This window comes from Klebsiella sp. FDAARGOS_511 (genome assembly GCF_003812845.1).
Taxonomy (GTDB): domain Bacteria; phylum Pseudomonadota; class Gammaproteobacteria; order Enterobacterales; family Enterobacteriaceae; genus Klebsiella; species Klebsiella grimontii.
Map to the genome: position 1 here is coordinate 3,099,065 of NZ_CP033824.1, position 21,944 is coordinate 3,121,008.

The following is a 21,944-nucleotide window of genomic DNA, read 5'->3' on the forward strand; positions in this document are numbered from 1 at the left end:
ACTTATCTTCCCAACCACGGCTGTGGATTGACCGCCTGACCCTGGCGGCGAATTTCGAAATAGAGCGACGGACGGCCCTGACCGCCGCTGCTGCCTACGAGAGCGATCGGCTGGCCCGCCCGGACCTGAGTGCCGACGCTGACCAGCGCGCTTTGGTTATAGCCGTAAAGACTCATGTCGCCTTTGCCGTGTTCAACGACCACCACCAGGCCATAGCCCTGCAGCCAGTCGGCGAGAATAACCCGACCATCGGCAACGGCTTTGACCTCGGTGCCTTCAGACGCAGCGATAACCATCCCCTTCCAACGTAGTTCACCTTGCAGCTGTTCGCCATAGCGATGGAGAATTGAGCCGCGAACCGGCCAGAATGCCTGGCCGCGCGGTGAGCCAAGCCCGCCGGTGCGGGACATCAGCGAGCGTTCGCTTTCGGTAGGTTTGTAGGTGGTGCCTTTACGCGAGGCTTCCTGCTGGCGATCGCGCACATCCTGCGCTTCGCGGGCTTCGCGATCCGCCCGCGCTTTGGCCGCCGCCGCCGCCTGGGCGATACGGCCGCGCAGGCGTGATTCGTTAGCCCGCATCTCGCTGAGCTGCTGCTGGCCTTGCTGAATGGAGGATTCCAGGCTGGCGAGGGTCTTTTTACGCTCGTTGCGCGCCTGCTCCAGCTTGCTCTGCTGGGCGCGCTGTTCGTACACCAAGGTTTGCTGCTGGCTCTGTTTCTCTTCCAGCATCGATTTTTGCACCGCCATGTCTTCGCGGGTTTTCTTCAACTGGGCGATGGTTTCCTGGCGCGCCTGGTTCAGATAGCCAAAGTAAGCCTGCAGGCGTTGATTACGCTGCCCCTCTTCGCCGCTGAGGATCATCTGGATACCGGTATGTGGCCCCTGACGAAACGCGGCGTCGAGTTGCGCGGAAAGATTACGCTCCTGCGAGGCGCGCTGACGCTCCAGCTTAGCCAGCGCGGCGTTCATTTCGTCGATCTGCTTATTTAGCTGGTTCAGCGTTTCCTGAGTTTCGCGCAGCTTGCGCGCGGCGGCGGAGATAGCCTCCTCCTGCGCTTTAAGCTGAGCGACCAGGGAAGCGCGCTGCTGCTGCTGCTGCTTAATCGCCCGCTGTTTAGCGGCGATATCGGCCTGAATGGATTTAAGCTGGTCGCTGTCGTCGGCGTGAGCAGATGCGGCGCACAGCAATACGCCAGCGCTAAGCGCGCTGGCGTAAAGGACGGATCGAACTGCCGTTGCGATCCATGTAGTTGAATAAGTCGCCTTTCCCCTCATGGGGAAGGATTATTCCACGATGAACAGCGGCTTGCCAGTCATCTCTTGCGGGATTTCCATTCCCATCAGCGTCAGCATGGTCGGCGCGATGTCGGAAAGTTTGCCGCCGTTAACCGCTTTGACGTTTTTATCGCCAACGTAAATCAGCGGAACCGGCAGGTTGGTGTGCGCGGTATGCGCCTGACCGGTGGCCGGGTCGCGCATCTGCTCGGCGTTGCCGTGGTCTGCGGTGATCAGCAGCTGTCCGCCAACGGATTCAACGGCTTTGCTAACCTGGTCGATGCAGTGATCCAGCGCTTCCACCGCTTTAACGGCGGCTTCCATCACTCCGGTATGGCCAACCATATCGCCGTTCGGGTAGTTACAGATGATGGTGTCGAACTGACCGCCCTTGATGGCGGCAACCAGTTTTTCGGTCAGCTCGGCGGAGCTCATTTCCGGCTGCAGATCGTAGGTCGCGACCTTCGGCGAGTTGATCAGAATGCGCTCTTCGCCTTTGAACGGCTCTTCAACGCCGCCGTTGAAGAAGAAAGTTACGTGAGCGTATTTTTCGGTTTCGGAGATGCGCAGCTGGGTTTTGTCGTTCTTCGCCATCCATTCGCCGAAGGTATTGGTCAGGGACGCCGGCGGATAAGCACAGGCGACTTTAATGTCCGCGGCGTATTCGGTCAGCATGACGAAATCGAGGTTCACCACTTTCTTACGGGCGAAGCCGTCGAAATCGGCGTTAACGAAGGCGCGAGTAATTTCGCGGGCGCGGTCGGCGCGGAAATTCATGAAAATCAGCGCATCGCCGTCTTCCATCGCCGCGTCGGCCTGGCCTGCGGCGCGGATAACGGTCGCTTTCACGAACTCATCGTTCTCATCGCGCGCATAAGCGGCCTGCAGGCCTGCAACGGCGGTATCGGCCTGGAACTCGCCTTTTGCCAGGGTCATCAGATCGTAAGCCTGCTCAACGCGATCCCAACGGTTGTCGCGGTCCATGGCGTAGTAGCGGCCAATGATCGAGGCGACGCGGCCTTTGCCCAGCGCGGCAAATTTGTCTTCGAATTTCGCCAGCGTCTTTTCAGCGCTGCGCGGCGGGGTATCGCGGCCGTCGAGGAAGGCGTGCAGATAGATTTTATCCGCGCCGCGCTCGGCTGCCAGTTCCACCATCGCCATGATGTGGTCTTCGTGGCTGTGGACGCCGCCCGGCGACATCAGGCCCATGATATGCACGGCTTTGCCCGCGGCGACGGCTTTATCGACCGCGCCGGTCAGTACCGGGTTGGCGAAGAAGGTGCGTTCTTTGATTTCAACGTCCAGGCGGGTCAGATCCTGGTACACGATGCGGCCCGCGCCGAGATTAACGTGGCCTACTTCAGAGTTGCCCATTTGACGATCCGGCAGACCGACTTCCAGGCCTGAAGCATCGATCAGAGTGTGCGGACGTTTTGCCCACAGTGCGTCCATAACAGGGGTTTTAGCGCTATAAATAGCGTTATCCTGCTGGTCTTCACGGTAGCCATAGCCATCCAGAATCACCAGTACCATAGGTTTTTTAGAAACCGACATTGCGACAACCTCATGCTCAAAGACAGAAAATTTGCGTAATTTTACTACAGCTGAATCGATCAAATCACCGTAAAAGATCAAAGAAAGAGGGCGGCCAGAGCGCATCGTTGCGGCGAGAGCGGTTTTTTTTCGTGACGGGCCGCAGAAAATACATTACATCGCGCTCACTGGCTGTATTTGCCGCAATGCACAGGTATACTCCTTCCCTGGTTTTTTTATCACTTAGTCGGGAGTTGTAACCCCCCATGCAAGAAATTATGCAATTCATCAGCCGTCACCCCGTCCTGAGCATCGCGTGGGTCGCGCTGCTGGTGGCGGTGCTGTTCACCACCTTTAAAGGATTGATGTCGAAAGTTAAAGTCATCACCCGTGGTGAAGCGACGCGCCTGATCAACAAAGAAGATGCCGTGGTTGTCGACCTGCGTCAGCGTGACGATTTCCGTAAAGGCCACATTGCGGGTTCTATTAACCTGCTGCCGAGCGATATCAAAGCAAATAACGTCGGCGAGTTGGAAAAGCACAAAGCACAACCCATTATAGTAGTAGACGGCTCAGGTATGCAGGCGCAAGAACCCGCCAGCGCGCTGAACAAAGCCGGCTTTGAAAAGGTCTTCGTACTGAAAGAGGGCATCGCTGGCTGGAGCGGCGAGAACCTTCCTCTGGTACGCGGTAAATAATTTACCCGCGTCTTTATGGCGCAGCGCGGTTTTCCCTGCGGCGGCTATTCGCCAGCGGGAAAATAGCGCCTGCGGCGTGAAACTCTCGGGGGTAAAAACAGGAGTGAAGTCATGGCCAATATTGATATCTATACCAAAGCGACCTGCCCGTTCTGCGTACGTGCAAAAGCGCTGCTGAACAGCAAGGGCGTGACGTTCAACGAGTTGCCTATCGATGGCGATGCTGCGAAGCGTGAAGAGATGATTCAGCGCAGCGGTCGGACGACGGTTCCGCAGATTTTTATTGATGCGCAGCACATTGGCGGCTGTGACGACTTGTATGCGCTTGATTCACGTGGTGGACTCGATCCCCTCCTGCGCTAATTTTTGCGCTCATCCCCATTGGACGGGCGTACTTAAGGACAACACGAAAGGGTTTTACTATGTCAGAACAAAACAGCACCGAAATGACTTTCCAGATTCAGCGCATCTACACCAAAGATATCTCTTTTGAAGCGCCGAACGCGCCGCAAGTTTTTCAGAAAGATTGGCAGCCGGAAGTTAAACTTGATCTGGATACGGCTTCCAGCCAGCTGGCTGAAGGCGTGTATGAAGTGGTGCTGCGCGTAACCGTAACCGCCTCTCTGGGCGAAGAAACCGCGTTCCTGTGTGAAGTACAGCAGGGCGGTATTTTCTCCATCGAAGGCATCGACGGTACCCAGATGGCGCACTGCCTCGGCGCATACTGCCCGAACATTCTGTTCCCGTACGCGCGCGAGTGCATCACCAGCCTGGTTTCTCGCGGTACCTTCCCGCAACTGAACCTTGCGCCAGTGAACTTCGATGCGCTGTTTATGAACTATCTGCAGCAGCAGGCTGGCGAAGGTGCTGAACAACATCAGGATGCCTGATGAACGCGCTTAACGCTGCAATGACTGTGATCGGTGCCGGCTCTTACGGCACCGCTCTTGCCATCACCCTGGCAAGAAATGGCCACGAGGTTGTCCTCTGGGGCCATGACCCGAAACATATCGCGACGCTGCAGAACGATCGCTGCAACGCTGCGTTCCTTCCCGATGTTCCATTCCCGGATACGCTGCACCTTGAGAGCGACCTGGCAACGGCGCTTGCCGCCAGCCGCGATATTCTCGTGGTGGTGCCCAGTCACGTCTTTGGGCAGGTTCTGCGCCAGATCAAGCCGCTGATGCGCCCTGACGCGCGTCTGGTATGGGCAACAAAAGGTCTGGAAGCCGAAACCGGACGCCTGCTGCAGGACGTGGCCCGTGAAGCGCTGGGCGACGCTATTCCGCTGGCGGTGATTTCCGGCCCGACCTTCGCCAAAGAGCTGGCGGCAGGCATGCCGACCGCGATCTCGCTGGCGTCTACGGACCCGCAGTTCGCTGATGATTTGCAAAGCCTGCTGCACTGCGGCAAGAGCTTCCGCGTCTATATCAACCCGGACTTTATCGGCGTGCAGCTCGGCGGCGCGGTGAAAAACGTCATCGCTATCGGCGCCGGCATGTCTGACGGCATCGGCTTTGGCGCCAACGCGCGTACCGCGCTGATTACCCGCGGGCTGGTTGAGATGTCCCGCCTCGGGGAGGCGCTTGGCGCCGATCCGGAGACCTTTATGGGGATGGCGGGCTTAGGCGATCTGGTGCTCACCTGCACCGATAACCAGTCGCGTAACCGCCGCTTCGGCATGATGCTCGGTCAGGGCATGGACGTGCAAAGCGCGCAGGAGAAGATTGGCCAGGTGGTTGAAGGCTATCGCAATACCAAAGAGGTTCGCGTTCTGGCGCAGCGTTTAGGCGTCGAAATGCCAATAACCGAGGAAATTTATCAGGTATTGTATTGCGGAAAAATTGCGCGCGAGGCAGCATTGACCTTATTAGGTCGTGCACGCAAGGACGAGCGTAGCAACTAACTGCGATGGAACCTGGATCACCTGAGTGACCCGGCCAGCAAAGAACTGGCCGGTCATTATTATATCGTCTGGAGTCAGCAATGCCGTGTGAAGAACTGGATATCGTCTGGAATAATATTAAAGCCGAAGCTCGGGCTTTAGCTGACTGTGAGCCGATGCTCGCCAGTTTTTACCACGCCACGCTACTCAAGCACGAAAATCTCGGCAGCGCCCTGAGCTATATGCTGGCGAATAAACTGGCTTCTCCGATCATGCCCGCCATCGCGATTCGTGAAGTGGTGGAAGAGGCCTACGCCGCCGACCCGGAAATGATCGCCTCCGCCGCCTGCGATATTCAGGCGGTTCGTACCCGCGACCCGGCGGTGGACAAATACTCGACGCCGCTGCTCTATCTGAAAGGGTTCCACGCGCTGCAGGCCTATCGTATCGGCCACTGGTTGTGGAATCAGGGGCGTCGGGCGCTGGCGATCTTCCTGCAAAATCAGGTTTCCGTATCGTTCCAGGTGGACATCCACCCGGCGGCGAAGATTGGCCGTGGCATCATGCTTGACCACGCGACGGGTATCGTCGTCGGTGAAACGGCGGTGATTGAAGACGATGTGTCGATTCTACAATCCGTGACCCTTGGCGGTACCGGTAAAACCAGCGGCGATCGTCATCCGAAAATTCGCGAAGGCGTGATGATTGGCGCCGGGGCGAAGATCCTCGGCAATATCGAAGTCGGACGCGGGGCAAAAATCGGCGCGGGTTCGGTGGTGCTACAGCCGGTGCCGCCGCATACCACCGCCGCAGGCGTTCCCGCCCGCATCGTGGGCAAGCCGGAGAGCGATAAGCCGGCGATGGATATGGATCAGCACTTTAACGGCATACACCATACCTTCGAGTACGGCGACGGTATCTGATTGATTTCCCGGAGACGATGCTGCGCATCTATCCGGGCTACAAAACAGAGCGCTGTCCGGTAGCCCGGACAGGTCCTACGCGCCGCAATCCGGGAATCGCTCAGGCTAGCTGCGCAGCACCGCTCCGGGATAGCCCAGCTGGCGCCAGGCTTCATACACCACCACCGACACCGCATTTGACAGGTTCATGCTGCGGCTGTCCGGCATCATCGGAATACGAATTTTTTGCTCTGGCGGCAGGGCATCGAGAATGCTGGCCGGCAGGCCGCGGGTTTCCGGGCCAAACAGCAGAAAATCGCCATCCTGATAGCTCACCGCGCTATGCGCCGGGGTCCCTTTGGTGGTCAGGGCGAACAGACGCTGCGGCTTTGCGCTTTCAATAAAAGCGGCGTAATCACGATGGCGCTGGACGGCGGCGAACTCATGGTAATCCAGCCCGGCGCGGCGAAGACGCTTATCATCCCAGGCAAAACCCATGGGTTCGATAATATGCAGATTGAAGCCGGTGTTAGCGCACAGGCGGATGATATTCCCGGTATTTGGCGGGATTTCTGGTTCGAATAAGACGATGTTCAGCATACTGCCCCCTTAATTGCGGGGGGCAGAATAGCAGATATTTGGTTAACCCTCACCCCGACCCTCTCGCGGAAAGGGTGCGGGAGAAAACCGGCGCCGGCCTGTGAGCCCGATGGCGTTAACCCGCCTGCCGGACGTTTCCCTCTCCCTGGGGGAGAGGGGTCACTGCCGGGTTTCCTGCTGCGATCGTATCAAAGGTCCGCAGCGCATCGGCGTTTTGCACTAAAGATTCACGGCTGATTTCGCCGATAGTTTTCGCGCCGGTCAGCGTCATCGCCACCTTCATCTCTTTCTCGATCAGGTTCAGCAGATTGGCGACACCCTGCTTGCCGTGGGTGGCGAGCGCATAGAGGTATGCGCGGCCCAGCAGCACGCTGTCGGCGCCAAGGGCGATCATGCGTACGACATCGAGACCGTTGCGGATGCCGCTATCGGCGAGGATGGTAATGTCGCCTTTAACCGCATCGGCAATCGCGGGAAGGGCGCGGGCGGAAGAGAGCACGCCGTCAAGTTGGCGGCCGCCGTGGTTGGAAACCACGATGCCGTCAGCGCCGAAGCGCACCGCGTCGCGGGCGTCTTCCGGATCGAGGATCCCCTTGATCACCATCGGACCGTCCCAAAAGTCGCGGATCCACTCAAGGTCTTTCCAGGAAATCGAAGGATCGAAGTTATTCGCCAGCCAGCCGATATAGTCCTCCAGACCGGTCGGCTTGCCGAGGTAGGCGGAGATATTGCCCAAATCGTGCGGCCGACCGTTTAATCCGACGTCCCATGCCCACTGAGGATGAGTCACCGCCTGCCAGTAGCGGCGCATTGCCGCGTTCGGGCCGCTCATCCCGGAGTGAGCGTCGCGATAGCGCGCGCCGGGGGTTGGCATATCGACGGTAAAGACCAGCGTTGAACAGCCCGCCGCCTTCGCCCGCTCCAGCGCATTGCGCATAAAACCGCGGTCGCGCAGGACGTATAGCTGGAACCACATTGGGCGCTTAATGGTCGGGGCGACCTCTTCAATCGGGCAGACGGAAACGGTAGAGAGGGTAAACGGAATACCTTTTTCATCCGCCGCGCCGGCGGCCTGCACTTCACCGCGGCGGGCGTACATCCCGCACAGTCCAACCGGCGCCAGGGCTGTCGGCATCGCCAGCTTCTCGTTGAATAAGGTGGTTTCCAGGCTCAGGTCCGACATATTGCGCAGAATACGCTGGCGGAGCGCGACGTCGGACAGGTCCTCAACGTTGCGGCGCAGGGTGTGCTCGGCGTAAGCGCCGCCGTCGATATAGTGGAACAGGAACGGTGGCAGGATACGCTGTGCGGCGGCGCGGTAGTCGCTGGCGGCGGAAATAATCATCACAAGTTCTCCCTGGAATTTTCGTTATGGTCACCGGGCAGGCGGGTAATTCGCGCCTGGCGGGCCTGGTCTTCATCAAAGCGTTTGATCGTGGCGTGAACAAAGCCCAAATGGGCCATCATCGCCTTTCTGGCACCTTCCGGGTCACCGGCGATAATCGCCTCCATGACCGCCTGGTGCTGTTCGGTCAAGCGAGCGAATACCGGCGGGACGAGATACATCCGCTGGCGGCTCTCCTTGACTGAGGACTGTAAGAGGTCGAAAAAACCGCGCATGGTTTGCAGCAGCACCACGTTGTGCGAGGCTTCGGCAATCGCCAGGTGGAAGCGGACGTCGGCCTGCGAGGCCAGGTCCGGATCTTCGCTTTGGGTGGCTTCAAAGCAGAGGCGGATTTTCTCTTTTTCGGCATCGGTTGCCCGCATTGCCGCATGCCAGGCGGTACTGGCTTCGATGGCGTGACGGGCTTCGAGAATATCAAAGCTGTAATCGGGGTCGTCGGAGAGCAGCGTCTTCAGCGGCTGGACGATGTTTTGCTCCGACCACGCTTCATGCTGCCAGCGCACGAAGGTGCCCCCGCCGCGACGACTGAGCAGCACCCCTTCGTTGACTAACATCGCCAGCGCTTCGCGCAGGGAATTGCGCGATACGCCCAGCTGCGCCGCCAGCTGACGTTCGGCGGGCAATCGCATGCCCGCCTCCAGCTTTTGTTCTTCAATCAGCGCCCGCACGCGACGGGCTACATCGTCGGCAAGGCGTTTTGGCATCACTATCACGGGATCATCCAGGTTAAGACGTAGGCCTGCAGGGTGGTGATCACGCCGACCATGCAGGTGAAAATCAGACTATGTTTCACGGTAAAGCGGAACAGGTCCGACTCCTTCCCAACCAGACCGACCGCCGCACAGGCGATGGCGATGGACTGTGGGGAGATCATTTTCCCGGTCACGCCGCCGGTGGTGTTGGCGGCGACCAGCAGGATATCGGAGACGCCAATCTGCTGGGCCGCCGTCGCTTGTAGCGCGGCAAACAGCGCGTTCGACGAGGTATCCGAACCAGTCAGGAATACCCCCAGCCAGCCGAGGAACGGCGAGAAGAAGGTAAACGCATGGCCGGTATGCGCCAGCGCAAGGGCCAGCGTTGAGGATAGACCGGAATAGTTAGAAATAAAGGCGAACGCCAGTACCATGCCGATGGAGTAAATCGGCAGCGCCAGCTCTTTCAGCGTGCTGCCAAAGGTCGAGATCGCGTCCTTCGGCTTCATGCGCAGCCAGACGATGGAAAGCAGCGCGGCGAACAGGATGGCGGTGCCGGTGGCGGAGAGCCAGTCAAACTTATAGACCGCGGCGTAAGGCGTGGCTTCGTTGACCACCGGCGGCATGCGGGCCACCATTTTGTCGAGAAACGGCACGGAAATATTAATCACAAAATCGTACATCGCACCGCCCGGGGCGAACAGCGCTTTGAACGGCGGCACGCTCCACAGGGTCACGGTTGCGGTCAGAAACAGGAACGGCGACCACGCGCGAATCACCTGTCCCGGCGTGTAGCGGGTGCGCGCCAGGTTCATATCGACCTGCGATGCGCCCATATCGCCGAAGCGGAAGATGCGAACCGGCTGCCAGCGTTTGAGGAACAGCGTCAGGCAGACCAGCGATACCAGTGAAGAGATAATGTCCGGCAGCTCCGGGCCGAGGAAGTTAGAGCTGAGGTACTGAGCAATCGCGAAGGAGCCGCCGGCGACCATGACTGCGGGCCAGGTCTCTTTAATGCCGCGCCAGCCGTCCATAATCGCCATGATCCAGAACAGCACGATGATGGTCAGGAACGGCAGCTGGCGGCCAACCATCTGGCCGATTTCGAAACTGTCGAGGCCCGTCACCTGTCCGGCGACCAGAATCGGAATGCCCATCGCGCCAAACGCGACCGGCGCGGTGTTGACGATCAGACAGAGGCCTGCCGCATACAGCGGGTTAAAGCCGAGCCCCACCAGCAGCGCTGCGGTGATGGCGACCGGCGCGCCAAAACCGGCGGCCCCTTCGAGGAACGCGCCGAAGGAGAAACCGACAATCAGCATTTGCAGACGCTGATCCGGGGTGATTGACAAAATCGATGAGCGGATAATGTCGAACTGCCCGGTTTTCACCGAGATTTTATAGACGAAGACCGCAGCGATAATAATCCACGCGATTGGCCACAGGCCGTAGAAGAAGCCGTAGATGACGGAGGCCAGCGCGTGGTCAACCGGCATTTTGTAGAACAGCAGAGCGACAGAGAGCGCAATGAGCACGGTCCAGGTCGCGGCAACGTACCCTTTCAGCTTGAGCTTTATCAGGGCAAAAAAGAAAAACAGAATCGGTAGCGATGCGATAAGACTCGATAGCCAGATGTTGCCGGCCGGATCGTAATTTTGTTGCCAGAGGTTCATGCAGGTCTCCATCGGGCCGTTATGATGCCGTGCTGAGTCTTGCGCTCTTAGCAGGTCACATCATTTGTAAAATTGGCCCAGCCAAATTGCGATTGTAGGATTAACGACAACGAATGGTTAATCAAATGTTATTGATGAGCAATATGTCTGTGACGAAAAATGATGGATATGTGAACCATTGGGCGATTTAAGAAATAATTGGTAGGGCCAGTTGGGGCGATGAATAGCGTTAGAAACAGAATAGATCCCGGAGGCGATGCTGCGCATCTGTCCGGGCTACCATCTCGTAGACGGCGGTGAACCCATAGCCCCGGTAAGGCGTTAGCCGCCACCGGGGACGACAGGATTAGAACGCGGTTTTGGCGAAGCCGGTCATCTCTTTGAGGCCCATTTCGCGACCCAGCGCGGTCATCGGGTGAACAACAACCAGACCGCGCACGCTTTTCTTGAGTTTGCCCATATCGGCCTGCTCTTTTTTGGTGATGGCGCGGCGATGCGGCATGTCCATCAGCTTTTGCGCTTCTTTGCTCAGCTTCTGGCCTTGAATCTCACGCAGGCGGATGATTTCTGCCTCAATGGTGGTTTTTTCTTTTTCCAGCTCGGCGTATTTTTCTGCGGCTTCAACCAGGGACAGATCGGCCTGCTGGTGGCGGATGGCGTCAAGACGATCGCTCAGACGTTTAATTTCGTTTTTTTCGACTTCTTTCATGATGGCTTAATCTATTAAGAAAGGGGCATTATCAGACTATAGTATGTGCTGTCGCTTGGGTTGTGGGTAGTAATTTATCAAAACGTCGCCGTTTTTTGGTCATAACAGCCGTAACGGCATTCAATAACCTATTGAACATAAAAATCATTTTTAGCCAGAGTTGGCGAATATTCATTTCTGTGAAGCCTGTCGGTCATTCAGCACGTTTTCCTCATCTGAAAGCCTGTTTTTGGCTAATCCTTAATAAGATCATTCCCGAGCAGAGGAGAGCGTGATGGCGAAAATCGGCGACGGCGTACCGCGCATTATTGATAAGGCCGTAGATTTTATGGCTTCAAGCCAGGCTTTTATGGAATATCTGAAAAAATCTCCGCGTTTGCAGCATATACCGCCGGATATTCCGGCTGATAAAGAAGCGCTATTTCTGCGGCGTCTTGAGTATTATCGTCAGCTTTATCGGCCGACGTGCGACCAGCAAGAGCCAGAATCAGAGCGTTGATTTTTGAAAGGCTTTTTTTAAGCTGATTTTAGAAATCAGCTCGGTCAGAGATAGCATCATTGTCGAACGTACGACCTGCTGGTAGCGCAGCTTTTGCATTGCCAGCAGGTCCGCATCGCTCTCATCAAATAGCGGCGTTGGCGGCAGAGCGGCTACGCAGTGCAGTTCGCCAAACGGTCCAAGGATCTCATCGTCGGTAAAGCTGTACTCATTACCGTCGTGGTTCAGTTCTTCGCGCAGGGCCATCAGCAGTTCAGCGTCTTCATATTCGGCGCGGCTAATCACCCCAAGGCCGTAAATCAGCTTCAGGCGTACAGAAAGGTCGCCAAGCGGCCCGTCGCCGTCCAGCAACGGCTCCACTGCGTATTTCACCGCGTAGTCGTCTTTACGGAATACCTGAAGCACCAGAATATTGACCGCTTCCGTCAACAGTTCAACGGTGGCGATCAGGAAGCTTCTTACGGTTTTGCCAGCATTCAGACGTTCAAGCACACGGTTTTCAAATGCCTGTGTTTCTTCCATTATTGCCTGCATATCTGACATGAGTAATGGGCGCGGTTCGGACCGCGCCAGGTCTTGCCTCATTTGGTGGCGCTGTAGTCGTTAACGGCCTCCGCCACCACTTCGCTTGCCGCGTCCAGACCCGAAATCTGCGCCAGCGCAGCCTGCGGACCTTTCTCGGCAATCAGCGCCGCCAGTTCCTGCGCCTGCGGGTCCTCTTCGCTTGGTGGCGCTGTAGTCGTTAACGGCCTCCGCCACCACTTCGCTTGCCGCGTCCAGACCCGAAATCTGCGCCAGCGCAGCCTGCGGACCTTTCTCGGCAATCAGCGCCGCCAGTTCCTGCGCCTGCGGGTCCTCTTCGCTGCGGAAATGCATCGCCGCGGCGATCCCTTTCACCAGATTCCGATGCGGCAGGCCATATTCCAGCGTGCCGAGCAGCGGCTTAATTAAGCGATCCCCCGCGCTCAGTTTGCGCAGCGGCTGGCGGCCAACGCGCTCAACGTCATCTTTCAGATACGGGTTCTCAAAACGACCAATAATTTTCTGGATGTATGCAGCGTGCTTTTGCGCATCAAAGGCATAGCGTTTGATCAGCACCGCGCCGCTCTCTTCCATTGCCCCTTTGACCACAGCGCGAATATTCTCATCAAGAATCGCGTCGCGAATCGTCTGGTGGCCCGCCAGTTTTCCGAGGTAGGCGGTTATAGCATGTCCGGTGTTTAAGGTGAATAGCTTACGTTCGACAAATGCCATCAGGTTATCGGTTAATTCCATACCTGGGATGTTCGGCAGTTCGCCTTTGAACTGGGTCTTGTCGACAATCCACTCGCTGAAGGTTTCCACGGTGACTTCCAGCGGATCGTGAGTGGCGGAAGCGGACGGCGGAACGATGCGGTCAACGGCGGAATCAACGAAGCCGACGTTGGCTTCAACCCAGGCTTTATCCTCTTCGGCCAGGGCGTTAAAAACGTGGCCCTTAAGCTGGCTGGTGCCGCGAACCATATTCTCGCAGGCGATGATATTCAGTGGGGCCGTAACGCCCTGGGCCTTGCGTTTAGCCAGGCCTTTGGCAATCGCCGGTGCGATGCGCTCGAGCACGACCGGGCCGACGGCGGTGGTCAGCAGATCCACGTGGGCGATCAGCTCCACGACTTCATCGCCGATGCTGCTGACGGCATCAACGCCGGAAACGGTATCAACCTGCTCGTTCTCGCCGACTACGTGAACCTGATAGCTATGACGGGCATTCAGGGCATCAAGAACGACCTGATTTACATCCGCAAACGTCAGCTGTATCCCCGCGTCCGCCAGCAGTTTGCCGATAAAGCCACGACCGATATTACCTGCGCCAAAATGTAATGCTTTCATAGTATTAACCTTAAATTAATGTTTTTACCTGAGAGGGCTGGGGTGAGGCTTTTCCCTCACCCAAACCCTCTCCCCATGACTAAGGAGAGAGGGGGGCGTTTCCCGGCGCACCGCCGGGAGACAAATTACCCTTTCAACAGCGTCAGAACTTCTTCAACGCTGGTGGTTTTCGTCAGACGCTCAATCACAGATTCATCGTCCAGCGCGTTCGTCAGGCTGGTAATGACCTGAATATGCTCGTTATTACGAGCCGCGATACCGATAACCAGGCGAGCCACCTCGTCCTCTTCTTCGCCGAAGCGCACGCCTTCGGGATACTGGCAGAAGACGATGCCGGTTTTCAGGACGCGATCTTTCGCTTCAATCGTGCCGTGCGGTACCGCGATAGACTCACCCAGATAGGTGGAGGTCAGCTTTTCACGGTCCAGCATCGCCTGGACGTATTCCGGCTCAACGTAGCCGCCTTTCACCAGCTGCTCGCCGGCAAACAGAATCGCTTCTTCTTTGGTCGCCGCTTTACGACCGAGGAAGATGTTCTCCGCGCCGAGTTTGAACAGGTTGGTGTCAGCCGCCTCGAAGCTGTCTTTCAGGCTATCGCGGACTTTCTCTTCGTTGTCAGTATGGCGCTGCGCCGCAACCAGACGTTCAGTCAGGCTGGTGTACAGGCCGCTGTCGAGGAAGTTAGTCAGCGAAATATGCTGCGCCTGCGGCACCTGACGCATCGCCCGCTCGGTCAGATCGCGGTGGGTGATGACCAGGTCCACATCCGGCGGCAGGTTGTTAATCGCACAGTTAGTCACGGAGATATTGCTCAGCCCGGCATCCTGCACTTTCTTACGCAGCACGCCTGCGCCCATGGCGCTGGAGCCCATACCGGCGTCGCAGGCGACGATGATTTTACGTACGTGGCTCAGGTCGTTCGCGACATCGCCAGCGGCCAGCGGAGTAGCGGCGCCTTTGGATTCGGCTTTCATATCGTGCATGCGACGGGTCGCGGCTTCGATATCATCTTCTTCTTTCACTTTGCTGGTTTTCAGCAGAACCGCTGCGACCACGAAGGAAACGGCCATCGCGGCGACAATCGCGGCGATATTAGCGAAGTAGGCGCCTTTCGGCGTCATCGCCAGCACGGCCAGGATGGAGCCCGGGGAAGCCGGAGAGACCAGACCGCCGTTAAAGATGGTCAGCGTGAACACGCCGGTCATCCCGCCGAGGATAACGGCCAGAATCAGGCGCGGGTTCATCAGCACGTACGGGAAGTAAATCTCGTGGATACCGCCGAGGAAGTGGATGATAGCCGCACCGCCCGCAGACTGTTTGGCGCTGCCGCGGCCGAAGAACATATACGCCAGCAGGACGCCCATCCCCGGACCTGGGTTAGCTTCGATCAGGAAGAAGATCGATTTGCCCAGCTCGTGGGATTGCTGAATACCCAGCGGCGAGAAAATACCGTGGTTAATGGCGTTGTTGAGGAACAGGATTTTCGCCGGTTCAACAAAGATAGACGCCAGCGGCAGCATCTCGTGCGCCACCATGAAGTTAACGCCTGCGGCCAGAATTTTCGACAGGACTTCAACCGCCGGGCCAATGCCGAGAAACGCCAGAATGGCGAGGATCATACCGATGATGCCTGCGGAGAAGTTATTCACCAGCATCTCAAAACCGGATTTGATCTTACCGTCTACCCAGACGTCGAATTTTTTAATTGCCCAGCCGCCCAGCGGGCCGGCGATCATGGAGCCGAGGAACATTGGCATATCCGCGCCGACGATAACGCCCATGGTGGTAATCGCGCCGACCACGCCGCCGCGCTCGCCGCCAACCAGCTTACCGCCGGTATAACCGATCAGCAGCGGCAGCAGATAGGTGATCATCGGACCAACCAGCTTCGCCAGCGTTTCGTTCGGTAACCATCCTGTCGGAATGAATAGAGCGGTGATAATACCCCACGCGATAAACGCGCCGATATTTGGCATCACCATATTGCTGAGGAAACGACCAAAGCTTTGCACTTTGATCTTGATATCGGATGACATAAAACACCCCTTCTTCTGTTTTTGCTATCGGCAGGCTGAAAGCCCGAGGCTTGTTGTTAATAAGGCGGCAGAGGTAGCCGGGCCCTGAGTGATAGTGCGAAATCTGGCACTGAATCGTTAAGCTGTCCAGTCGATGGATTTTTATGTGATTTGGATCACATGAATATAGGGCGATGACGGTCTTTTGTAGTGATCTGCATCACAAAATGGATGTGTAAAAAAACAACAGACCGGGTTTTAAGGGGGGATAATGCATTTTTATGTGATGAAAATCACAAATTTACTTTGGCACTTTGTTATTTATCTGTGATGTTTATCACAAAATATTTTCACCAGGATTTAGCCTGGTGTGATCTCGCGCAGGTTATGCCGCGTTCCGCTTGCTGATACGTCACTCAGCAACGCGATCGCTTAAAGAACATTTTAGTCATCAATGGCGAAAATGATACGGGTGAATTATGCTCATTTTGTCGGCCCATTTTTCATCCGGCCCGGCACACATCCTGAAAATAATTAGCGTAAATCCGAGGAAATTATGTTTCTCAATTATTTTGCGCTCGGTGTTCTGATCTTTGTATTTCTGGTGATTTTTTATGGAATCATCATTCTTCATGATATTCCTTACCTGATCGCGAAGAAACGTAATCATCCGCATGCCGATGCGATTCACGTCGCGGGCTGGGTGAGCCTTTTTACGCTGCACGTCATCTGGCCGTTTTTATGGATATGGGCCACGCTTTACCGGCCAGAACGCGGCTGGGGTATGCAGCATCGGCGGGACGAGACGCCGTCTGAGGCGGTGGAAGAGGGGGACGAAATCAGCGAACTGCGCCAGCGGGTTATCGCGCTCGAGCAGCAAATAAACGGTCTTAGACCGTCAGCTCAACCTCCTTCGGTGGAGAAATAACTCATGGATCTGCTAATTATTTTGACCTATGTGGCAATTGCCTGGTCGATATTTAAAATATTTAAGATCCCGGTAAATAAATGGACGGTTCCCACCGCGGCGCTGGGCGGCGTATTTATTGTTAGCGCGCTTATTTTATTAATGAACTATAACCACCCGTATACCTTTACCGCGCAAAAAGCGGTTATTTCTATTCCTATTACGCCGCAAGTCACCGGGGTGGTCAGCAGCGTCACGGATAAAGCAAATCAACGGGTTAAAAAGGGCGAGGTGCTGTTTACCATCGATCCGGCGCGTTATCAGGCCCGGGTGGACAGGCTGCAGGCCGACCTTGTTACTGCGCTGCACAGCATTAATACCCTTAAAGCCCAGCTTTCTGAGGCTCAGGCCAATACCACGCGCGTTTCGGCGGAGCGCGACCGTCTGTACAAGGATTATCAGCGCTACCTGAAAGGAAGCCAGGCGCGGGTCAATCCGTTTTCTGAAAGCGATATCGATAATGCCCGGCAAAACTATCTGGCGCAGGATGCAATGGTGAAAGGGTCTGTCGCGGAGCAGGCACAGATCCAGAGCCAGCTCGACAGCATGATAAACGGTGAGCAGTCGCAGGTGGTGAGCCTGCGCGCGCAGCTGGCGGAGGCGAAATATAACCTCGATCAGACGACCGTGCGCGCGCCCAGCGATGGTTATATCACCCAGGTGTTAATTCGTCCTGGGACCTATGCCGCCTCGCTGCCGCTGCGTCCGGTGATGGTCTTTATCCCCCAGCAAAAACGGCTGATTGTGGCGCAGTTCCGGCAAAATTCGCTGCTCAGGCTGGAGAAGGGCGACGATGCTGAAGCGGTGTTCAACGCGCTGCCGGGACAGGTCTTTCGCGGCAAGCTGGTTAGCATCCTGCCAGTCGTGCCGGGGGGAACATACCAGGCGCAGGGCACGCTGCAGGCGCTGACGGTGACGCCGGGCACCGACGGCGTGCTGGCGACCATTGAGCTGGAGCCTGATGCCGCCGTAGACGCCCTGCCTGACGGCATTTACGCCCAGGTGGCGGTCTACTCCGATCATTTCACCCACGTTTCGGTGATGCGCAAGGTGCTGCTGCGGATGACCAGCTGGATGCACTATCTCTATCTGGACCATTAGCGGGGTCGGTCCGGAATGAGGTGATTTCTCTCTCTGCTATTTGCCTGCGTCTGCGCCATACTTACTACTTTGTTGGCGAAAGGAGCAGGCAATGAAACTGATCGGCAGCTACACCAGTCCCTTTGTGCGCAAAATTTCCGTCATATTGCTGGAAAAAGCGATCCCCTTCGAGTTCGTCAACGAATTCCCTTACCACGAGACCAACGGCGTGGCGCAGTATAATCCGCTGGGAAAAGTACCCGCTCTGGTCACCGACGACGGTGAATGCTGGTACGACTCGCCCATTATTGCGCAATATCTGGAGCTGCTCGGCATCGCGCCGGATATGTTGCCTGTGGCGCCGAAGGCCGCGCTGAAATTGCGTCAAATTGAAGCGCTGGCTGATGGCGTGATGGAGGCTGCGCAAACGCTGGTACGGGAGAAAACGCGCCCGGCGGCCCAGCAGTCGGAAAGCGAACTGCTGCGCCAGCGCGAAAAAATTGCTCGCGGGCTTGATGCGCTGGAAGGGTATGCAGGTGACGGGACATTACGTCCTGATGAGGTCAATCTGGCAACCATTTCGACCGCCTGCGCCATTGCTTATCTCAATTTCCGTCGCGTCGCGCCGGGCTGGTGCGCTACTCGACCGAAGCTGGTTCGGCTGGTGGATTCCCTCTTTCAACGCGCCAGCTTTGCGCGCACTGAACCGCCGGTGAGTTGACCCAGACAGGTAACAGTTTTTGCGCGGAGGCATTACAATTGCTGCTCATTTGTTGACTCCCTCTCCCGTTGGGAGGGGGGAAAATAGGTTCATTCATGACTAGCGAAATTCGTGCGCTTTATACCCGGCTTCCGGCCATCGACCGTTTACTCCGCGACCCCGCATTTTCACCGCTGTTGATGCAATACGGTCATGCCCAGACGGTGGCGCTGCTGCGTCAGATGCTGGACGAGGCGCGGGAATACATCCGCCTGAACCAGGCGCTGCCGGACTGGTGCGAAGCGTGGCTAATGGAGACCTCGCGTCGTTTGACGCAGAGACAGCAAAGTGCGCTGCGCCCGGTGTTCAACCTGACCGGTACCGTGCTGCACACCAACCTTGGGCGGGCGATTCAGGCGGAAGCGGCGGTGGAGGCGGTGACCCAGGCGATGCGCGCGCCGGTGACGCTGGAATACGATCTTGACGATGCCGGACGCGGCCACCGCGATCGCGCGCTGTCCGACCTGCTTTGCCAGATCACCGGCGCGGAAGACGCCTGTATCGTCAACAACAATGCGGCAGCGGTGCTGCTGATGCTGGCGGCAACCGCCAGCGGCAGTGAGGTGGTGGTGTCGCGCGGCGAGCTGGTGGAGATCGGCGGCGCGTTCCGTATTCCCGACGTGATGCGCCAGGCGGGCTGTGTCCTGCATGAGGTCGGAACCACGAACCGCACCCACGCGAAAGATTATCGTCAGGCGGTGAATGACAATACCGGCCTGCTGATGAAGGTGCACACCAGCAACTACAGCATCGAGGGCTTTACTAAAGCGGTCGATGAGGCGACGCTGGCGGAGATTGGCCGCGAGCTGAATATCCCGGTGGTCGCCGATCTCGGCAGCGGCTCGCTGGTTGATTTAAGCCAGTACGGCCTGCCGAAAGAGCCGATGCCGCAGGAGATGATTGCCGCCGGCGTCAGCCTGGTGAGCTTCTCCGGCGATAAACTGCTGGGCGGTCCGCAGGCGGGAATTATCGTCGGTAAAAAAGCGCTGATCGACCGTTTGCAGAACCACCCGCTCAAGCGCGCCCTGCGGGCGGATAAAATGACCCTCGCGGCGCTCGAGGCGACGCTGCGCCTCTATCTGCATCCGGAAAAGCTGGCCGCTGAACTGCCGACCCTGCGTCTGCTGACTCGCCAGGCGGACGAGATCCGCCTGCAGGGCGAGCGCATTCAGGCCGCGCTGGCTGCGCATTATGCTGATTTTGACCTGCAAGTTGAGCCATGCCTGTCGCAGATTGGCAGCGGCTCGCTGCCGGTGGACCGCTTGCCCAGCGCGGCGTTGACCTTGACCCCGCGCGATGGCCGCGGCAGCCGGCTGGAAGCCCTGGCGGCGCGCTGGCGTCTGTTGCCCGTGCCGGTTATTGGCAGGATCTACGATGGCCGCCTGTGGCTGGATCTGCGCTGTCTTGAGGATGAAACCCGGTTTATGGAGATGTTATTGAGATGATTATTGCCACTGCCGGCCACGTTGACCACGGCAAAACCACGCTGCTGCAGGCGATTACCGGCATCAACGCCGATCGCCTGCCGGAAGAGAAAGCGCGCGGGATGACTATCGACCTCGGCTACGCCTACTGGCCGCAGCCCGACGGGCGGGTGCTGGGTTTTATCGACGTCCCCGGTCACGAAAAGTTTCTGTCCAATATGCTGGCCGGCGTTGGCGGTATCGATCACGCGCTGCTGGTGGTGGCCTGCGATGATGGGGTGATGGCGCAGACGCGCGAGCATCTGGCGATCCTCCAGCTTACCGGGCAGCCGACGTTAACCGTGGCGCTGACCAAAGCGGACCGCGTAGAAACGGCGCGGGTTGAGGAAGTGAAGGCGGAGGTCGAGGCGGTGCTGGCGGAGTTCGGCTTTACCGGCGCGACCCTGTTCGCCGTCGCGGCGACGGAAGGTCTGGGTATCGCCGGGCTGCGCGATCATCTCCTGCAGCTTTCCGCGCGCGCTCACCCGCAGCATCAGCGTTTTCGCCTGGCGATCGACCGGGCGTTTACCGTCAAAGGTGCGGGGCTGGTGGTCACCGGGACGGCGTTATCCGGCGAGATAAACGTTGGCGATACGCTGTGGCTGACCGGCGTCGATAAACCGATGCGCGTGCGCGGCCTGCACGCGCAGAATCAGCCGGTGGCAAAAGCGTGGGCCGGTCAGCGCATCGCCCTGAATATTGTCGGCGATGCGCAAAAAGAGGATCTCAACCGCGGTGACTGGCTGCTGTCGCTACGGCCGCCGGAAGCCTCTGAACGGGTCATTGTCGAACTCCAGTGCCACACGCCGCTTAGCCAGTGGCAGCCGCTGCATATCCACCATGCCGCCAGCCATATTACCGGCCGCGTGTCGCTGCTCGAAGGCGCGCTGGCGGAGCTGGTTCTCGATACGCCGCTGCGGCTGGCGGATAACGACCGTCTGGTGTTGCGCGATATTTCCGCGCGCCTGACGCTGGCCGGCGCGCGAGTGGTGACCCTCAATCCGCCGCGCCGGGGCAAGCGTAAGCCGGAGTATTTACAGTGGCTGCACGCGCTGGCCGCCGCGCAGAGCGATGACGTCCAGGCGCTGGATATTCACCTTCAGCGCGATGCGGTGCGCCTCGATGATTTCGCCTGGGCGCGTCAGCTCAGCGACGAAGGGCTGAAGGCGCTGATTAACCGTCCTGATTACCTGCAGGCGGGCAATAGTCTGCTGAGCGCCCCGCTCGCCGCGCGCTGGCAACGGAAACTGCTCGACGCCCTGGCGCGTTACCACGACCAGCATCGCGATGAGCCCGGGCCGGGCCGCGAACGCTTGCGGCGTATTGCGCTGCCGATGGAAGATGAAGCGCTGGTGCTGCTGCTGATTGAGCAGATGCGTGAAAGCGGTATTGTTCATAGCCACCACGGCTGGCTGCATCTGCCGGAGCATAAAGCGGGCTTTACCGACGAGCAGCAGGCCATCTGGCAGCGGGTTGCCGGGTTGTTTGCCGATGAGCCATGGTGGGTTCGCGATCTGGCGCGTGAAGCCAACGTAGAAGAGTCGTTAATGCGGGCGGTATTACGCCAGGCGGCGCAGCAGGGGATGATTACCGCGATCGTTAAAGATCGCTACTATCGCAACGATCGGATTGTGGCGTTTGCCAAAATGATCCGCGAGCTGGATCTGGAAAGAGGCTCAACCTGCGCGGCGGATTTTCGCGATACCCTGAACGTCGGGCGTAAGCTGGCGATTCAGATCCTCGAGTATTTCGACCGTATCGGCTTTACCCGTCGTCGCGGTAATGACCATATTCTGCGCGATAAGGCATTGTTCCTTTAGAATAAGCAGGTTGTCCCGGGTCGCGGCGTGAACGCCTTACCCGGGCTACGATAACGCACAAACCTTGTAGCCCCGGTAAGCACAGCGCCACCGGGGAATG

General features: G+C 57.8%; 21 protein-coding genes. 11 read left to right on the top strand and 10 right to left on the bottom strand.

All coding sequences use genetic code 11. From position 1 onward, the window contains the following. Positions 1-2: 2 nt before the first annotated feature. Together envC and gpmM are read right to left on the bottom strand one after the other, a co-directional pair. The gene (gene envC, locus EGY08_RS15890) at positions 3-1,274 is read right to left on the bottom strand and encodes a murein hydrolase activator EnvC (RefSeq protein WP_004126588.1); all 1,272 of its coding nucleotides are present in this window, start codon (positions 1,272-1,274) and stop codon (positions 3-5) included. Between the two features lie 9 nt (positions 1,275-1,283). Further along, positions 1,284-2,828, bottom strand: a complete 1,545-nt coding sequence (gene gpmM / locus EGY08_RS15895; RefSeq protein ID WP_004126585.1) for a 2,3-bisphosphoglycerate-independent phosphoglycerate mutase — start codon at positions 2,826-2,828, stop codon at positions 1,284-1,286. Between the two features lie 245 nt (positions 2,829-3,073). Here gpmM and EGY08_RS15900 point away from each other — a divergent pair, with 245 nt between their 5' ends. The 5 genes from EGY08_RS15900 (at position 3,074) to cysE (ending at position 6,313) form a co-directional block, all read left to right on the top strand. Further along, complete coding sequence (locus EGY08_RS15900; RefSeq protein WP_004126582.1) at positions 3,074-3,505, top strand: rhodanese-like domain-containing protein; 432 nt, start codon at positions 3,074-3,076, stop codon at positions 3,503-3,505. A 111-nt stretch (positions 3,506-3,616) separates the two neighbouring features. Beyond that, a complete protein-coding gene (gene grxC, locus EGY08_RS15905) occupies positions 3,617-3,868 on the top strand; it encodes a glutaredoxin 3 (protein WP_004106850.1) in 252 nt (83 codons plus the stop codon). A gap of 59 nt (positions 3,869-3,927) precedes the next feature. Further along, positions 3,928-4,395 (top strand): protein-export chaperone SecB, encoded by a 468-nt coding sequence (secB, locus tag EGY08_RS15910; RefSeq protein WP_004106849.1) that lies wholly within the window; start codon positions 3,928-3,930, stop codon positions 4,393-4,395. Further along, positions 4,395-5,411 (top strand): NAD(P)H-dependent glycerol-3-phosphate dehydrogenase, encoded by a 1,017-nt coding sequence (gpsA, locus tag EGY08_RS15915; RefSeq protein WP_123828662.1) that lies wholly within the window; start codon positions 4,395-4,397, stop codon positions 5,409-5,411. The genes secB and gpsA overlap by 1 nt, the downstream gene beginning before the upstream one ends. An 80-nt stretch (positions 5,412-5,491) precedes the next feature. Continuing rightward, positions 5,492-6,313, top strand: a complete 822-nt coding sequence (cysE, locus tag EGY08_RS15920; protein WP_004106845.1) for a serine O-acetyltransferase — start codon at positions 5,492-5,494, stop codon at positions 6,311-6,313. Between the two features lie 105 nt (positions 6,314-6,418). Here the strand turns inward: cysE and trmL are convergent, their stop codons facing one another. The 5 genes from trmL to EGY08_RS15945 form a co-directional block, all read right to left on the bottom strand. Continuing rightward, positions 6,419-6,892 carry a tRNA (uridine(34)/cytosine(34)/5-carboxymethylaminomethyluridine(34)-2'-O)-methyltransferase TrmL gene (trmL, locus tag EGY08_RS15925; protein WP_004126574.1) on the bottom strand — a complete coding sequence of 158 codons (474 nt, stop codon included), beginning with the start codon at positions 6,890-6,892 and terminating at the stop codon, positions 6,419-6,421. Positions 6,893-7,007: 115 nt separating this feature from the next. Next, a complete protein-coding gene (lldD, locus tag EGY08_RS15930; RefSeq protein WP_049114117.1) occupies positions 7,008-8,237 on the bottom strand; it encodes an FMN-dependent L-lactate dehydrogenase LldD in 1,230 nt (409 codons plus the stop codon). Next, positions 8,237-9,010 carry a transcriptional regulator LldR gene (gene lldR / locus EGY08_RS15935; protein ID WP_004126569.1) on the bottom strand — a complete coding sequence of 258 codons (774 nt, stop codon included), beginning with the start codon at positions 9,008-9,010 and terminating at the stop codon, positions 8,237-8,239. Before lldR ends, lldD begins: the two co-directional genes overlap by 1 nt. Beyond that, entirely contained in the window at positions 9,007-10,662 is a 1,656-nt protein-coding gene (lldP, locus tag EGY08_RS15940) for an L-lactate permease (RefSeq protein ID WP_112166025.1), read from the bottom strand. The genes lldR and lldP overlap by 4 nt, the downstream gene beginning before the upstream one ends. A gap of 346 nt (positions 10,663-11,008) precedes the next feature. After that, complete coding sequence (locus tag EGY08_RS15945; RefSeq protein ID WP_004126558.1) at positions 11,009-11,371, bottom strand: YibL family ribosome-associated protein; 363 nt, start codon at positions 11,369-11,371, stop codon at positions 11,009-11,011. A gap of 274 nt (positions 11,372-11,645) precedes the next feature. Between EGY08_RS15945 and EGY08_RS15950 the strand changes: the two genes are divergently transcribed. Continuing rightward, positions 11,646-11,870, top strand: coding sequence for a hypothetical protein (locus tag EGY08_RS15950; RefSeq protein WP_004126554.1), 225 nt, complete (start codon positions 11,646-11,648; stop codon positions 11,868-11,870). Here EGY08_RS15950 and mtlR read toward each other — a convergent pair. The 3 genes from mtlR to EGY08_RS15965 all read right to left on the bottom strand — a co-directional run bounded on the left by mtlR (position 11,859) and on the right by EGY08_RS15965 (position 15,775). Continuing rightward, positions 11,859-12,455, bottom strand: a complete 597-nt coding sequence (gene mtlR, locus EGY08_RS15955) for a mannitol operon repressor MtlR (protein ID WP_004137764.1) — start codon at positions 12,453-12,455, stop codon at positions 11,859-11,861. The two genes, EGY08_RS15950 and mtlR, sit on opposite strands and share 12 nt — an antisense overlap. Before the next feature lie 18 nt (positions 12,456-12,473). Continuing rightward, positions 12,474-13,739, bottom strand: coding sequence for a mannitol-1-phosphate 5-dehydrogenase (mtlD, locus tag EGY08_RS15960; RefSeq protein WP_228712755.1), 1,266 nt, complete (start codon positions 13,737-13,739; stop codon positions 12,474-12,476). 125 nt (positions 13,740-13,864) lie between these two features. Further along, on the bottom strand, positions 13,865-15,775 hold the full coding sequence (locus EGY08_RS15965) for a PTS mannitol transporter subunit IICBA (RefSeq protein ID WP_049114682.1): 1,911 nt from the start codon (positions 15,773-15,775) through the stop codon (positions 13,865-13,867). Between the two features lie 535 nt (positions 15,776-16,310). Here EGY08_RS15965 and EGY08_RS15970 point away from each other — a divergent pair. The 5 genes from EGY08_RS15970 (at position 16,311) to selB (ending at position 21,844) form a co-directional block, all read left to right on the top strand. Further along, positions 16,311-16,682: a DUF3302 domain-containing protein gene (locus EGY08_RS15970; protein ID WP_087828417.1), complete on the top strand. Its 372-nt coding sequence runs from the start codon at positions 16,311-16,313 to the stop codon at positions 16,680-16,682. Between the two features lie 3 nt (positions 16,683-16,685). Next, on the top strand, positions 16,686-17,822 hold the full coding sequence (locus tag EGY08_RS15975; protein ID WP_024359733.1) for an HlyD family secretion protein: 1,137 nt from the start codon (positions 16,686-16,688) through the stop codon (positions 17,820-17,822). A gap of 91 nt (positions 17,823-17,913) precedes the next feature. Continuing rightward, positions 17,914-18,522, top strand: a complete 609-nt coding sequence (locus tag EGY08_RS15980; RefSeq protein ID WP_004126536.1) for a glutathione S-transferase — start codon at positions 17,914-17,916, stop codon at positions 18,520-18,522. A 95-nt stretch (positions 18,523-18,617) separates the two neighbouring features. Beyond that, a complete protein-coding gene (selA, locus tag EGY08_RS15985) occupies positions 18,618-20,006 on the top strand; it encodes an L-seryl-tRNA(Sec) selenium transferase (protein WP_087828419.1) in 1,389 nt (462 codons plus the stop codon). Then, a complete protein-coding gene (selB, locus tag EGY08_RS15990; RefSeq protein ID WP_123828663.1) occupies positions 20,003-21,844 on the top strand; it encodes a selenocysteine-specific translation elongation factor in 1,842 nt (613 codons plus the stop codon). The genes selA and selB overlap by 4 nt, the downstream gene beginning before the upstream one ends. Positions 21,845-21,944 lie beyond the last annotated feature (100 nt).